We start from the raw sequence: 14,413 nt of genomic DNA, 5'->3' as shown, positions 1-14,413 counted from the left end.
GTTCTTAGTGGTTAAGCTGAACTTTTCAAGGGAGTTACGTTTGTTAACTCCCGTTCAATTCAAAAATGTCTTCGAACAACCGTTCAGAGCTAGCACTCCAGAAATAACCATCCTTGCCAGAAAAAATAATCTTGAGCATCCTCGCTTAGGTTTGACTGTGGCTAAAAAACATTTAAAACGAGCTCATGATCGTAATCGTATTAAACGCTTAGTACGAGAAAGTTTTCGTTTATCGCAACATCGTTTACCAGCATGTGATTTTGTTTTTGTTGCAAAAGGTGGTATAGGTAAGCTTGATAATAGCTCTTTTGTGCAAATCTTAGAAAAATTATGGCAACGACACATTCGTTTGGTGCAAAAATCTTAATTGGATTTATTCGTTTCTATCAAGTTGTTATTAGTCCTCTTATCGGACCACGTTGTCGGTTTGTGCCTACTTGTTCTTGCTATGGCATTGAAGCGTTAAAAACACATGGATTGTTAAAAGGTAGTTGGCTTACTCTAAAACGTGTATTAAAATGTCACCCCTTGAACGCTGGTGGATTCGATCCTGTTCCACCTAAAATCAATAATAACGATGAGAAAAAATAATGGACTCAAGACGTAGCCTATTAGTGTTAGCGCTAATTTTTATTTCTTTCCTTGTTTATCAGCAATGGCAGTTGGATAAAAATCCGCAAGCGCCAACTGAGCAAACAACTTCAATGACTGCCAATTCTGATGTTCCGGCAAGTTCTCCTTCTTCTAATTCACAAGTCGTAGCAGATTCTCAAACTCATGGCCGTATTATTACCCTTGAAAACGATGTATTTCGTTTGAAAGTTGATACTTTAGGCGGTGACGTAATTAGTTCTGAATTATTAAAATATGATGCAGAATTGGATTCAAAAACACCGTTTGAGTTATTAAAAGACACCAAAGAACATGTGTATATTGCGCAAAGTGGTTTAATTGGTAAAAACGGTATCGATACTCGTTCCGGTCGTGCGCAATATCAAATTGAAGGTGATAATTTTAAATTAGCAGATGGTCAAGAATCTCTTTCTGTGCCTCTTCTTTTTGAAAAAGATGGTGTGACTTATCAAAAAATCTTCGTATTAAAACGTGGTAGCTATGATTTAGGCGTAGATTACAAGATTGATAACCAAAGTGATCAAGCTATTGAAGTAGAGCCTTATGGTCAATTAAAACATTCTATTGTTGAAAGCTCTGGTAATGTCGCAATGCCAACTTATACTGGTGGCGCATATTCTTCTTCAGAAACAAACTATAAAAAATATAGTTTTGGCGATATGAAGGATAATAATCTTTCTATTGATACTAAAGCTGGTTGGGTTGCAGTATTACAGCATTATTTCGTATCTGCCTGGATCCCTAATCAAGATGTAAATAATCAACTTTACACAATTACAGATACTAAAAATAATGTCGCTTCAATCGGTTATCGCGGTCCAGTTGTGACAATTCCTGCTGGTGGTCAAGAGACGATTACAAGTTCATTATGGACTGGCCCTAAACTTCAAAATCAAATGGCTACCGTAGCAAATCACTTAGATTTAACAGTTGATTACGGTTGGGCTTGGTTTATTGCTAAACCGTTATTCTGGTTATTAACCTTTATCCAAGGGATTGTGTCTAATTGGGGTTTAGCGATTATCTGTGTAACAATCGTGGTGAAAGCAATTTTGTATCCACTTACGAAAGCACAATATACTTCAATGGCTAAAATGCGTATGTTGCAACCTAAAATGCAAGAAATGCGTGAACGTTTCGGTGATGATCGCCAACGTATGAGCCAAGAAATGATGAAACTTTATAAAGAAGAAAAAGTAAATCCACTTGGTGGTTGTTTGCCAATTCTTCTTCAAATGCCAATCTTCATCGCATTGTATTGGACATTTATGGAAGCAGTTGAATTACGTCACGCTCCGTTCTTTGGTTGGATTCAAGATTTATCAGCACAAGATCCTTATTATATTTTCCCTATTTTAATGGGTATCTCAATGTTCTTGTTGCAAAAAATGTCGCCAACACCAGTGACTGATCCAATGCAGCAAAAAGTGATGAACTTTATGCCATTAGTGTTTATGTTCTTCTTCTTATGGTTCCCTGCTGGTTTAGTGTTGTATTGGTTAGTTTCTAACTTAATTACAATTGCACAACAGCAATTGATTTACCGTGGATTAGAGAAAAAGGGATTACATTCTCGTAAGAAATAATCTTAAATGAATGGAAAGAAAGGCACCAAAAGTGCCTTTCTTTGTTTTATCAGTCGTGGTAAATATTGCTACGGTTAATGATAGTAATAGCGCTGTTGGTAAATATATACATTTTCTCAATAGGGTAATATTACGATTAGTCTAGAGTATGCTTACTCTACGTGATAATAGGTTTTTTATGAAAGAAACAATCGTTGCTCAAGCTACTGCGCCAGGTCGTGGTGGCATTGGGATTTTAAGAGTCTCTGGGCCTTTAGCAACAGAAGTTGCACAAGCGGTGTTAGGGAAATGTCCTAAGCCAAGAATGGCTGATTATCTCCCTTTTAAAGATGATGATGGCACTGTTTTAGATCAAGGGATTGCCCTTTACTTCAAATCACCAAATTCATTTACTGGTGAGGATGTATTGGAATTGCAAGGTCACGGTGGGCAGGTTGTATTAGATTTATTACTCAAACGCATTTTACAAATTGATGGAATCCGTTTGGCGAGACCGGGTGAGTTTTCTGAACAAGCTTTTTTGAATGATAAATTGGATCTTGCTCAAGCGGAAGCGATTGCAGATCTAATTGATGCAACATCAGAACAAGCTGCACGCTCAGCATTAAAATCTTTGCAAGGTGAATTTTCAAAGAAAGTAAATGAATTAGTTGAATCGGTTATTTACTTACGTACCTATGTGGAAGCGAGCATTGATTTTCCTGATGAAGAAATTGATTTCTTGGCGGATGGAAAAATTGAAGCAAACTTACGCGGTATTATTAATCAGTTAGAAGATGTTCGCTCTGAAGCCAAACAAGGTTCTATTTTACGTGAAGGCATGAAAGTGGTGATTGCCGGTCGTCCGAATGCAGGCAAATCGAGCTTGCTTAATGCGCTTGCTGGTCGTGAAGCTGCTATCGTAACGGATATTGCGGGTACAACGCGTGATGTATTGCGTGAGCATATTCATATTGACGGCATGCCATTGCATATTATTGATACTGCGGGTCTTCGAGATGCAACCGATGAAGTCGAGCGCATTGGCATTTCTCGCGCATGGACGGAGATTGAACAAGCCGATCGTATTATTTTGATGTTAGATAGTAGCGATCCTGAAAGTGCCGATTTAAGTAAAGTTCGGTCAGAATTTTTAGCAAAATTACCCACAACGTTGCCAGTCACTATTGTTCGAAACAAAATTGATTTAAATGGCGAACAAGCAAATGAAAGCGAAGAAGACGGGTATCAAATGATTAGTCTTTCCGCTCAAACACATGATGGTGTACAACTTTTACGTGATCATTTGAAACAAGCAATGGGTTTCCAAACAGGCATGGAAGGCGGCTTTTTAGCTCGTCGTCGTCATTTAGATGCACTTCAGAAATCCGCAGAGCATTTACAAATCGGTTTGGTTCAACTTACAGAATTTCACGCAGGAGAACTTTTAGCGGAAGAATTACGTTTAGTTCAAACTTACTTGAGTGAAATTACAGGTGAATTCACATCAGATGACTTGCTAGGTAATATTTTTAGTTCTTTCTGTATTGGAAAATAATTTCTAAATTATGAGCTTTTATACACTTTGTATTATTGCACTGGGCTTATCAATGGATGCCTTTGCTGTATCCATTTCTAAAGGTATTGCATTAAGATCTTTTCGTTGGAAACAAGCTCTTTATATTTCTCTCTGTTTTGGGTTTTTCCAAGGTATCATGCCTGCAATAGGTTTTTTTGTAGGCTTGCAATTCAGTTCAATGATTCAAGATTGGGATCATTGGATTGGTTTTGTTTTACTTGCATTAATTGGCATTAATATGGTGCGTGAGGGATTAAATGCTGATTCCGAAGAAAGTGTAGAGCCATCTATAAATTTGAAACGTCTATTGACTTTGGGTTTAGCTACGAGTGTGGATGCCTTAGCAATTGGCATATCTTTTGCTTTTCTTTCTGTCGATATTTTTTCGGCTATGGTAATTATTGCATTGACTACTTTTATCGTTTCATTATTCGGCGTAAAGAGCGGTCATTTTCTTGGGCAAAGATTTAGATCAAAAGCTGAGATTTTGGGTGGCATAGTGCTGATTGGAATTGGCATTAGCTTGCTTTATGAGCACGGTGTTTTCACTTTTTAAGATGCTAATTTTCTACGTTTAGATTATAATCGGGGAAAATTTTATGTTTATAACAAGGGTTATAGAATGTTAATTGAAAAAATGCACAATTTATCAAATTCAAAGGCAGCTAAGTTTATTTTGGGTTTGATTACGTTATCGTTTTTAGTCGGAGGTATGTCTGGCTATCTTTTTAGTTCAAATGATACTTACGCTGCAAAAGTTAATGGTGAAGTGATTTCACAACAGGATTTTTTAAATCGCTACAACCAAGAATTTGAGGCTCGTGCACAACGTGAAGGCGAAGCATTTATGGCTCAGTCAGATTCTCCTGAATTTGTTACCGCACTTCGTCAAAGCACCATTAATCGAATGATTGATCAAGAATTGCTTCGTCAATATGCGAAAGAATTAAAATTAGGCGTCAGTGATGAAATGATTAAACGAGCAATCGTGACAGATCCTAATTTTCAAGTTAATGGCAAATTTGATAACGGTGTTTATCAACAAGTATTACAACAAAATCGTTTAACGTCAGATGGTTATGCGTCTATTTTACGTAGCGCATTAACCCTTGAACAAATGCAAAGTGGTGTTGCTAACAGTGAATTTATCGTGCCTGCTCAAGCAAAAAATACCGCAGAAGTTTTCTTTCAAAAGCGTTCAGCTCGTTTAGCAACATTATCTCTTGCTGATGAAATGGCAAAGCAAGTGGTATCTGATGATGAAATTAAAGCTTATTACAAGGCTAATCAAAAATCTTTTGTTCAGCCAGAACAAGTGAAGGTTCAATATATTGATCTCTCTGGTAGCCAAATCGAAAAAGGTATCGAAGTTAAAGATGTAGAAATTGCGCAATATTATCAAGATAATAAAGCTCAATTTATGACTCAGCGTTTAGCACATATTCAATTTGCAAATGAGCAAGATGCTAAGGCGGCTTACGATGAATTACAAAAAGGTGTAAATTTCGCTGATGTAGCTAAAGCTAAATCTTTAGATAAGGTTTCTGGTGAGAATGGTGGCGATTTAGGTTGGGTAAATGCGAATGAATTACCAAAAGCCTTTGAAGATGCTGCAGCTGCGTTGCAGGTTGGGCAATATAGCCAACCAATCAATGTGGATGGCAATTACCATATTGTTTTAGTACAAGAGCGTAAAGCTCAAACTTTAGATGAAGTGAAAGCACAGGTTGCTGATTTGGTTCGTAAATCCTTATTAGAAAATCGTTATTACGCAATTGAAAAGCAAGTGCGTGATAAGGCTTTTGAGGATAGCAAATCACTGAATACCGCGGCACAAGTTGCAGGTGCTAAAGTTCAAGAGAGCGGTTATTTTTCTCGTCAAAATGTGCCTGCAGAATTAAATTTCCCTAATGTGGTTTCTGCGGTTTTTGAGTCTGATATTGCCAATGGTGGTGCTAACTCAGAACCTTTGAATGTAGGCGATTATCACGCTATTGTTGTGCGTGTGTTAGATCACAAGCCTGAAGGAGTGAGAACATTGGAAGATGCGAAAGCGGATATTGAAATGTTCTTAAAACGTCAGAAGGCTGAAAATGTTCTTAACGAGAAAGCACAACAAGCGGTGAAAGCATTAAGCGAAGATGCTGAATCGAAAGTGGATGGAATTAATTTCTCAAGTGAGCAAACTTTTACTTTAAGTGAAAATAAAGATCCAATTTTAACAAATGGCGTATTTTCAATAGCTAAACCAGCATCAGGTAAAACGGTTTACCAAGTTGCTCGCAATGAGAAAGGCGATGTGGTTATTATTGCTCTAAATAAAGTAGAAGACGGCGTGCTTAGTGATAAAGAATTAAGCCAATTTAGTGCTCAATTATTACGTACAAGTCAGGCTGAAGTTCAAGCGCAATTAATGCAAGGATTGCGTGAGAGAGCAAAAATTGAAATAAATGATTCTTTCATCAATCAAGATGATGAAGCACAGCAATAATTGATTAAATTGCAATCTCAGATAAATTTTGATAAAAAGTGCGGTAAATTCACCGCACTTTTTTATAGGGAGCAAACAATGGCAGAAGAAACAATTTTCAGCAAAATTATCCGTAAAGAAATTCCTGCAAATATCGTCTATCAAGATGAATTAGTCACTGCGTTTCGTGATATTTTACCGCAAGCTAAAACACATATTTTGATCATTCCAAATAAAGTAATTCCAACAGTGAATGATGTGACTGAGCAAGATGAACTAACGCTAGGTCGATTATTTAGTGTAGCGGCTAAACTCGCTAAAGAAGAAGGCATTGCGGAAGACGGTTACCGCCTAATTGTGAATTGCAATAAACATGGTGGGCAAGAAGTATTCCATTTACATATGCATTTAGTCGGTGGTGAACCTTTAGGTAGAATGTTAGCGAAATAATGAAAAAATATTTTCTAATTTTGGCGAGCCTTGTGCTCGCTGCTTGTTCAAGTTCAGTAGAAAACTTAACTTATTCAACGAAGCCGATTTTGAATATCACATCTAATCTTTCACCTTTAATTCAAGTTGAAACGAGTCAAAAATCAGCGCTTATAAAAAATAAAAGTCAGCAACTTTTGAATATAAGTTACTATTTGTATTGGTACGATCATTTGGGGGTAACCCAAACTTGGGAAAATCAGCAAGAAAGCTATTCCGCTCAATTTTTGCTAAAACCACAAGAAGAGAAATTGATCAATTTAATTAAACCTACTGTAGAAAGTAAAAATTATCGCCTTTATTTAAAATAATTTATGAGCACGTTGTTAATTGATTTAAAAGGAAAAGAATTGGAACAAGAGGAAGTTGAGCTACTTTCTCATCCTCTTGTTGCGGGATTGATTTTATTTACTCGAAATTTTGAAGACAGAGAACAAATTCAAGAATTGATTCGTTCTGTTCGTCAACGAGTGAAAAAGCCTTTATTGATTACGGTGGATCAAGAAGGGGGACGAGTTCAACGTTTCCGTGATGGATTCACAATGTTGCCTTCAATGCAGGCTTTTCAAGAAACATTGTCAGCAACTGAACAAGTGAGTTTTGCTAAAGAAGCAGGTTGGCAAATGGCGGCAGAAATGATTGCCTTAGATATTGACTTGAGTTTTGCGCCAGTGTTGGATTTGGGACACGAATGTCGAGCGATTGGTGATCGCAGTTTTTCATCTGATGTAAAAAGTGCGGTAAATTTAGCAACCGCTTTTATTGATGGCATGCATCAAGTAGGTATGGCTTCTACAGGTAAACACTTCCCTGGTCATGGTCATGTATTAGCTGATTCTCATTTAGAGACACCTTATGATGATCGTACAAAAGATGAAATTTTTAGTTGCGATCTCCAACCTTTCCAACAGTTGATTTCACAAAATAAACTCGATGCGATTATGCCTGCGCATGTCATTTATAGACAATGTGATAGTCAACCAGCAAGTGGTTCAAAATATTGGTTAAAAGAAATCTTACGAAAACAACTAAATTTCCAAGGTGCAATTTTTTCCGATGATCTCGGTATGAAAGGCGCTGGCGTAATGGGCGATTTTGTAGAGCGTAGCAAAAAAGCGCTCAATGCAGGTTGTGATCTTTTATTACTGTGCAATGAACGTGAAGGTGTCATTCTAGTATTAGATAATCTCAAACTTACTGAAAATGAACCGCACTTTATGGCTCGTCAAGCTCGCTTACAAAATTTATTTAAACGTAGCGTAATCGAATGGAATGACTTGGTTTTAGATCAACGTTGGAAACTGAACCATCGAAATCTCGCAGATATTCAAAGCCGTTGGCTAGATATTCAGGCTGCAAGAACATGATTGATTGTCGATACTATCAACAAAATGAATGTCGTTCTTGTCAATGGCTTGAAATACCTTATAGTCAGCAGCTAACTGAAAAACAACATCATTTAAAGCAGCAACTGATTTCTATTAATTGCGATGGAGCTCAATGGTTGTCTCCTTTTGAATCTGATGAACAAAGCTTTCGCAATAAAGCTAAAATGGTTGTTAGTGGTAGTGTTGAACGCCCGATACTTGGAATTTTAAAAAATCCTAATGATCCACAAAGTGCGATTGATTTGTGTGATTGTCCCCTTTATCCAACTCATTTTTCATTGATTTTTCCGGTTTTAAAGGATTTTATTGGCCGTGCTGGTTTAGTACCTTATAACATTGCTAAACAAAAAGGCGAGCTCAAATATATTCTGCTGACAGAAAGTATCGCGACGGGAAAATTAATGTTGCGTTTTGTATTACGCACAGAAAATAAATTGCCATTAATTCGTCGAGAATTACCCAAATTATTGGAAAAATTACCGCACTTAGAAGTGGTTAGCATTAATTTACAACCACAGCACGCGGCTATCTTAGAAGGTGAACAAGAAATTTTTCTGACAGAACAACAATTTTTGCCTGAAAATTTCAATGATATTCCGCTCTTTATTCGCCCACAAGGTTTCTTTCAAACTAACCCTAAAGTGGCGGCGGGATTATATGCTACAGCCCAGAAATGGGTGAGTGAATTACCAATCTATAAAGTCTGGGATTTATTTTGTGGCGTGGGAGGATTTGGCTTACATTGCGCTAAAGCTTTACAGGAAAAATGGGGAAAACGTATTGAGTTGACTGGAATTGAAATTTCCTCATCCGCTATTTTTGCTGCGAGTCATTCCGCTAAAATATTGGGTTTAGAACATGTAGATTTCCAGTCACTAGACGCGGCAAGTGTGATGAAAAATCAGAATGAGAATAAGCCAGATCTTGTGATTGTAAATCCACCACGTCGTGGAATTGGAAAGGAATTAAGTGAATTTCTTAACGAAATGCAATCGGACTTTATTTTATATTCTAGTTGTAATTCTGTAACAATGGGTAAGGATTTACAGTATCTCACTTTTTATAAACCATTGAAAATTCAACTCTTTGATATGTTTCCACAAACATCTCATTATGAAGTATTAGTTTTACTACAAAGAAAAAAGAAGAGTTAAAGAAATATAAAAAGGTTGGGGATTTGAAAGAAGGGTGGTGGAACTAAGCAGAATTGGTCTTAACAGCAAGTGGCTTACTGCACGCATCCCTGCGGGATTTCTACCTAGCCCACCATAGATTAGAAAATGCATCTTGGTGTTCTAGCTTTTGCGGCATAAAACTATGCAATAAGGTTATAAACCTTTAAAAGCCACTATATCAGGAGACCAATCCTGTCTTCCCACTATATTCGTAAGAAGTTGAATAATGATAGAATCCTTTATATTAATTGTCAATTAATGTTTTGAATATTATTTCTAATTAAACAAAAACCATCCAAATTGATTTTGGATGGTTTCATTATTGAATAATTTATGATGAAAAATTATCTTGCGCCATATACAACAATGGTTTTTCCATGGGCATGAATAAGATTTTGATCCTCTAACATCTTAATAATACGTCCTACAGTTTCTCGTGAACAACCAACCATTTGCCCTATTTCTTGACGTGTAATTTTGATTTGCATCCCATCAGGATGTGTCATTGCTTCAGGCTGTTTAGCTAAGTTCATTAGCGTTTGAGCAATACGGCCTGCTACATCTAAGAATGCTAAATTACTGACTTGGCGTGAAGTATTTTGTAAACGTCTTGCCAATTGTGCGGTTAAAAACATTAAGATTTCAGGGTTAGCTTGAATTAATTGACGATATTTTTTATAGGAAATTTCAGCAATTTCACATGTTGTTTTTGTTTTAACCCACGCTGAACGTTTTGAGCCTTCATCAAATAGCCCTGCTTCTCCAAAGAATTGTCCGGCTCCTAGATAAGTTAGGATCATTTCTTTTCCTTCATCATCTTTTGCAGAGACCATTACAGTACCTTTAATCACATAATAAAGTGTAGTTGCATCCTCTCCCGCATGAATTAGCGTAGATTTTGCTGGATATTTGTGTAAGTGGCAATGCGTAAGAAACCAGTCTAAAATAGGATCTCGAGTCGTTGATTCTTCTTCCTGTGGTGGAACTGATGCTTCATCAATTTCGGTTAATTCATTTGACATTCGTGCTCCTTACATTCCTGTTTCAAAAATTCCGTTTTATTTTTGATGTCAATGGATTCATGCAATTCAGACCATACAATCACCGCAATTCCATTGCGAATTTGAGTCAGTAAAAGTTGTTTTTTTTGGTTGAGTGAAAGTTCTTCTATACCGTAATCGGTTCCTTCGCGTAAAATTACGCTTTCTACGATATTATCTAATGTTTCTGCTTCCAGTTCTTGCCAAGGAATAATCATATATTTACTCGGTAAAGTCAATTAGGCAAAAAGTGGCTCGATAAAACGCCATTGTTGTTCGAAAGACTGGCTTGCATTCAGACGGAAATTAGTACGAACATAGCGCATAAATTGTCCTTCACATAGTGTGACTAAATGCGAAGCAATTATGCGTTCATCCACATTAAAGGCGCGTCCTTCACGCAATTTTCGCATTTGTAAAATATTGACAAACTGCATTTCAAGACGATTAAAAAATTGTGCGACTCGAACTTGCAATTGCGCATCTTCAAACATTAATGCATGGCCCGTTAGAATTCGAGTTAACCCAGGATTTTTACGGGCAAAATCTAAGATCGTTTGTAAAATATCATGAATGCGATTCATTGTTTGGGTTTCGTTACGCATAGAAGTGGTAATACGGCTTAATAGGGTATTTTCGATATGCTCGATTAAGGCTTCAAACATTTTTGTTTTGCTTGGAAAGTAACGATATAACGCAGCTTCAGATACCCCAACTTCTTTTGCTAGACGAGCCGTTGTCATACGCTCCATGCCACGTTCGGAATGAAGCATATGTATCAACACAGTAAGAACTTGTTGACGACGTTCTTTTACCGTTCTTTTTTCAATTTTTGGTGTTTCAATTTTAGGCGCAATCTCTTCCACGCCCGATAAAGATAATTGTTCTTCTACCATAAATTATTGTTTACCTGAATGACCGAAACCGCCTTCACCACGTTCGGTTTGTTGAAAATCTTCTACAATATTAAATTCGGCTTGTACTACTGGCACGAAAACAAGTTGAGCAATGCGATCGCCGACTTCAATTTTGAATGGCTCATTTCCACGGTTCCACATTGATACCATTAATGGCCCTTGATAATCGGAGTCAATTAACCCAACGAGGTTTCCCAGCACAATGCCGTGTTTATGACCAAGACCAGAGCGAGGCAAAATCACTGCCGCTAAATTTGGATCTGCAATATAAATTGAAAGGCCCGTCGGAATTAATTTGGTTTCACCTGGTTGAATTTCAAAGCTTTCATCGATCAAAGCACGTAAATCAAGACCTGCCGAACCTTCAGTTGCATAAGTTGGCAGAGGAAATTCATTTCCAATGCGAGAATCTAAAATTTTTACGTCAATTTTTTTCATGTCATACTCCGTTTGAAATTCATTTTTAGGTAAAAGTGCGGTTGGAATTATAAGGTTTTTTGATAGCGTTCAATGATTTCATTGACTAAATCAGCTGCAAGTTCCACTTTTGATTTTAGCGATAATTTTTTATGACCATTTTTCCAGAAAAGCTGCAAGGCATTTTCATCAGCGTTAAAAACTTGTCCGCCAGATACATCGTTGGCACAAATCATATCAAGATTTTTGCGTTCAAGTTTATCTTTTGCATAATCATCAACATTTTGGGTTTCGGCCGCAAATCCAACAGTAAAAGGACGATGTGTTTTTAAATGGCCTACATCTGAGATAATATCGGGATTTTTAATTAACTTGATAGATATTTCATCGCCAGATTTTTTAATTTTTTGGTCAGCAACTTCAGCTACTCTGTAATCAGCAACAGCCGCACAGCCAATAAAAATTTGATTTTTCGCCGCACTTTCAAGAGAGGCTTGCCACATATCTTGTGCTGAGATGACATTAATCCGATTTACATTTTTTGGTGTTGTTAAATTCACGGGGCCTGAAATCAGTGTGACATTCGCCCCACGTTCGGCAAATGCTTCAGCAATCGCAAATCCCATTTTGCCTGAACTATGGTTAGAAATATAACGAACAGGATCGATTGCCTCACGCGTTGGGCCTGCTGTAATGGCGACATTTAATCCCTGTAGATCTTGTTTTTGAGAGAAAAAGTCATAAAGTGCGGTAAAAATTTCCTCGGGTTCTGACATGCGCCCTTTCCCCATATCGCCGCAAGCCTGAAAACCACTATTCGGGCCTATAATCGTAATCCCTCGAGTTTGAAGTGCCGTTAAATTTTGTTGCGTAATAGATTGGCGATACATCTGCTGATTCATTGCTGGGGCAAGATAAATTGTTGCATCAGTCGCAAGGCAAATTGTTGAAAGTAAATCATTCGCCATGCCGACAGTAAGACGGGCAATAAAGTCTGCACTAGCTGGCGCAATAATAATGGCATCAGCCCATTTGGCAAATTCAATATGACCCATTGCCAGCTCTGCTTGTGGATCAAGTAAAGATTGTGCGACAGCATTGCCAGAAATGGCTTGAAGCGTTAAAGGCGTAACAAATTCTGCCGCAGCTGGGGTTAATACTACACGTACTTCAGCTTCTGCTTTGCGTAATAAACGAATCAACTCTATTGTTTTATAGGCCGCAATTCCGCCAGTTATGCCAACTACAATATGTTTTCCGTTTAATTTCATGTTTCAACCTTTGTTAGTACTTAGCCACAATTCCGTTATTTTACTTTAATTTTATTGAATGCCCAATGCTATTTTTGCGATACATATCGCAGACTTTACATAAGTTACTCGTAAAACAAGAAAAGAGCGGTCAAAATTTTTTCTATTTTGCGTTTAATATTTTATGGAAAACAATGATGATTTAATGCCACGGGAAAAATTGCTCAAATTTGGTGTAGAAACGCTCGCTGATTATGAATTGCTGGCGATCTTTTTACGAACTGGTATAAAAGGCTGCCCAGTCATTCAGCTTTCGAAAAATGTCTTATCACATTTTGGTTCCTTGCATGCGTTACTTTCTGCAGATGAAAAAGCCTTCTGCTCAGTGAAAGGCTTAGGCATTACGCAATTTATTCAGCTGCAAGCGATTACGGAAATGACCAAGCGTTATTTAAAGCAAGAGATGTTAAGTACACCGATTATTAATGATCCTGAAACGGTAAAACTTTTTTTACTCACTGAATTGCAACATGAGGAAAGAGAAGTGTTTATGGTTTTATTTTTGGATAATCAACATCGTCTGATTAAAAAAGAGCGGTTATTTTTAGGTACAATTAATGTATCAGCGGTTTATCCTCGGGAAATAATTAAAGAGGCACTTTATTGTAATGCGGCGGCTTTAATTTTGGCGCATAATCATCCTTCGGGTATAACAGAACCGAGTTATTCGGATCAGCTTATTACTAAAAAAATTCAGGAGTCTGCAGAACTAATGGAAATCAGAGTGCTTGATCACTTAATTGTCGGAAAAACAGATTGCTATTCTTTTGCAGAGAACTTTTTATTATAAATTTTTATAATGTTGACCATTTTTTTACCGATTACATCTAGGAAAATCGCATTTACACTTGAGAAATGAAAACAAAGCCAGTATAATTTGCGACCTTTAATATAGTAAGCGGGTCGGATTAGCGCGACCTGACGAGGTAGCAAGCTGGTTTTAACTGGCTTTAAACAATCCGAACCGTAAGCTCGAGCTTATATTTAATTATTGGAGATTATTATGTCTAGAGTTTGTCAAGTAACAGGCAAGCGTCCAGCTGTGGGTAATAACCGCTCACACGCGTTGAATGCGACACGTCGTCGTTTTCTTCCAAACCTTCACACTCACCGTTTCTGGGTTGAAAGTGAAAACCGTTTCGTAACCTTACGTTTAACTGCGAAAGGTATGCGTATTATTGATAAAAAAGGCATTGATGCAGTATTAGCTGAAATCCGTGCTCGTGGCGAAAAAATCTAAGGAGCTAAAAAATGGCAGCTAAAGGCGCTCGTGAGAAAATCCGTTTAGTTTCTACTGCAGAGACCGGTCACTTCTACACAACTGATAAAAACAAACGTAATATGCCTGAAAAAATGGAAATCAAAAAATTTGATCCAGTAGTGCGTAAACACGTTATCTATAAAGAAGCAAAAATCAAATAATTTTGCTT

At 37.3% G+C, this 14,413-nt stretch carries 18 protein-coding genes; 13 read left to right on the top strand and 5 right to left on the bottom strand.

What is annotated here, in order from left to right:
• The first annotated feature begins 7 nt into the window (after positions 1 to 7).
• The 10 genes from rnpA to rlmC all read left to right on the top strand — a co-directional run bounded on the left by rnpA (position 8) and on the right by rlmC (position 9,278).
• The gene (gene rnpA, locus KP713_RS03545) at positions 8 to 367 is read left to right on the top strand and encodes a ribonuclease P protein component (RefSeq protein WP_032803246.1); all 360 of its coding nucleotides are present in this window, start codon (positions 8 to 10) and stop codon (positions 365 to 367) included.
• Entirely contained in the window at positions 331 to 591 is a 261-nt protein-coding gene (gene yidD, locus KP713_RS03540) for a membrane protein insertion efficiency factor YidD (protein WP_005627402.1), read from the top strand. The genes rnpA and yidD overlap by 37 nt, the downstream gene beginning before the upstream one ends.
• Entirely contained in the window at positions 591 to 2,219 is a 1,629-nt protein-coding gene (gene yidC / locus KP713_RS03535; RefSeq protein ID WP_140527315.1) for a membrane protein insertase YidC, read from the top strand. Before yidD ends, yidC begins: the two co-directional genes overlap by 1 nt.
• Before the next feature lie 178 nt (positions 2,220 to 2,397).
• Positions 2,398 to 3,756 carry a tRNA uridine-5-carboxymethylaminomethyl(34) synthesis GTPase MnmE gene (gene mnmE, locus KP713_RS03530; RefSeq protein ID WP_215769875.1) on the top strand — a complete coding sequence of 453 codons (1,359 nt, stop codon included), beginning with the start codon at positions 2,398 to 2,400 and terminating at the stop codon, positions 3,754 to 3,756.
• Positions 3,757 to 3,766: 10 nt separating this feature from the next.
• Entirely contained in the window at positions 3,767 to 4,333 is a 567-nt protein-coding gene (locus tag KP713_RS03525; RefSeq protein ID WP_215769874.1) for a manganese efflux pump MntP, read from the top strand.
• A gap of 66 nt (positions 4,334 to 4,399) precedes the next feature.
• Positions 4,400 to 6,268 carry a peptidylprolyl isomerase gene (ppiD, locus tag KP713_RS03520; protein ID WP_215769873.1) on the top strand — a complete coding sequence of 623 codons (1,869 nt, stop codon included), beginning with the start codon at positions 4,400 to 4,402 and terminating at the stop codon, positions 6,266 to 6,268.
• A 78-nt stretch (positions 6,269 to 6,346) separates the two neighbouring features.
• Positions 6,347 to 6,697 carry a purine nucleoside phosphoramidase gene (gene hinT, locus KP713_RS03515; protein WP_215769872.1) on the top strand — a complete coding sequence of 117 codons (351 nt, stop codon included), beginning with the start codon at positions 6,347 to 6,349 and terminating at the stop codon, positions 6,695 to 6,697.
• Positions 6,697 to 7,047 carry a YcfL family putative periplasmic lipoprotein gene (locus KP713_RS03510; protein ID WP_005636921.1) on the top strand — a complete coding sequence of 117 codons (351 nt, stop codon included), beginning with the start codon at positions 6,697 to 6,699 and terminating at the stop codon, positions 7,045 to 7,047. The genes hinT and KP713_RS03510 overlap by 1 nt, the downstream gene beginning before the upstream one ends.
• A 3-nt stretch (positions 7,048 to 7,050) precedes the next feature.
• Positions 7,051 to 8,103, top strand: coding sequence for a beta-N-acetylhexosaminidase (gene nagZ, locus KP713_RS03505; protein WP_215769871.1), 1,053 nt, complete (start codon positions 7,051 to 7,053; stop codon positions 8,101 to 8,103).
• Entirely contained in the window at positions 8,100 to 9,278 is a 1,179-nt protein-coding gene (gene rlmC / locus KP713_RS03500; RefSeq protein WP_215769870.1) for a 23S rRNA (uracil(747)-C(5))-methyltransferase RlmC, read from the top strand. Before nagZ ends, rlmC begins: the two co-directional genes overlap by 4 nt.
• A 365-nt stretch (positions 9,279 to 9,643) precedes the next feature.
• Here rlmC and crp read toward each other — a convergent pair whose 3' ends face one another.
• Genes crp through coaBC form a run of 5 tightly spaced genes read right to left on the bottom strand, consistent with a single transcriptional unit; the run spans position 9,644 to position 12,944 of the window.
• Positions 9,644 to 10,321 carry a cAMP-activated global transcriptional regulator CRP gene (gene crp, locus KP713_RS03495; RefSeq protein ID WP_048954245.1) on the bottom strand — a complete coding sequence of 226 codons (678 nt, stop codon included), beginning with the start codon at positions 10,319 to 10,321 and terminating at the stop codon, positions 9,644 to 9,646.
• Positions 10,306 to 10,557, bottom strand: coding sequence for a YheU family protein (locus tag KP713_RS03490; RefSeq protein ID WP_005631427.1), 252 nt, complete (start codon positions 10,555 to 10,557; stop codon positions 10,306 to 10,308). The genes crp and KP713_RS03490 overlap by 16 nt, the downstream gene beginning before the upstream one ends.
• Before the next feature lie 21 nt (positions 10,558 to 10,578).
• A complete protein-coding gene (gene slmA / locus KP713_RS03485; protein ID WP_215769869.1) occupies positions 10,579 to 11,235 on the bottom strand; it encodes a nucleoid occlusion factor SlmA in 657 nt (218 codons plus the stop codon).
• A 3-nt stretch (positions 11,236 to 11,238) separates the two neighbouring features.
• Positions 11,239 to 11,694, bottom strand: a complete 456-nt coding sequence (dut, locus tag KP713_RS03480; protein WP_005631431.1) for a dUTP diphosphatase — start codon at positions 11,692 to 11,694, stop codon at positions 11,239 to 11,241.
• Between the two features lie 47 nt (positions 11,695 to 11,741).
• Positions 11,742 to 12,944, bottom strand: coding sequence for a bifunctional phosphopantothenoylcysteine decarboxylase/phosphopantothenate--cysteine ligase CoaBC (gene coaBC / locus KP713_RS03475; RefSeq protein ID WP_215769868.1), 1,203 nt, complete (start codon positions 12,942 to 12,944; stop codon positions 11,742 to 11,744).
• A 163-nt stretch (positions 12,945 to 13,107) separates the two neighbouring features.
• Here coaBC and radC point away from each other — a divergent pair, with 163 nt between their 5' ends.
• The 3 genes from radC to rpmG all read left to right on the top strand — a co-directional run bounded on the left by radC (position 13,108) and on the right by rpmG (position 14,405).
• Complete coding sequence (gene radC, locus KP713_RS03470) at positions 13,108 to 13,773, top strand: RadC family protein (protein WP_005631435.1); 666 nt, start codon at positions 13,108 to 13,110, stop codon at positions 13,771 to 13,773.
• A 213-nt stretch (positions 13,774 to 13,986) separates the two neighbouring features.
• Positions 13,987 to 14,223 carry a 50S ribosomal protein L28 gene (rpmB, locus tag KP713_RS03465; protein WP_005599762.1) on the top strand — a complete coding sequence of 79 codons (237 nt, stop codon included), beginning with the start codon at positions 13,987 to 13,989 and terminating at the stop codon, positions 14,221 to 14,223.
• 11 nt (positions 14,224 to 14,234) lie between these two features.
• Positions 14,235 to 14,405: a 50S ribosomal protein L33 gene (rpmG, locus tag KP713_RS03460; protein ID WP_005613503.1), complete on the top strand. Its 171-nt coding sequence runs from the start codon at positions 14,235 to 14,237 to the stop codon at positions 14,403 to 14,405.
• Positions 14,406 to 14,413 lie beyond the last annotated feature (8 nt).

Origin of the sequence: Haemophilus sp. SZY H36 (genome assembly GCF_018829625.1) — a bacterium.
Taxonomy (GTDB): Bacteria; Pseudomonadota; Gammaproteobacteria; order Enterobacterales; family Pasteurellaceae; genus Haemophilus; species Haemophilus haemolyticus_K.
This window is presented reverse-complemented; position numbering and strand designations above follow the sequence as displayed.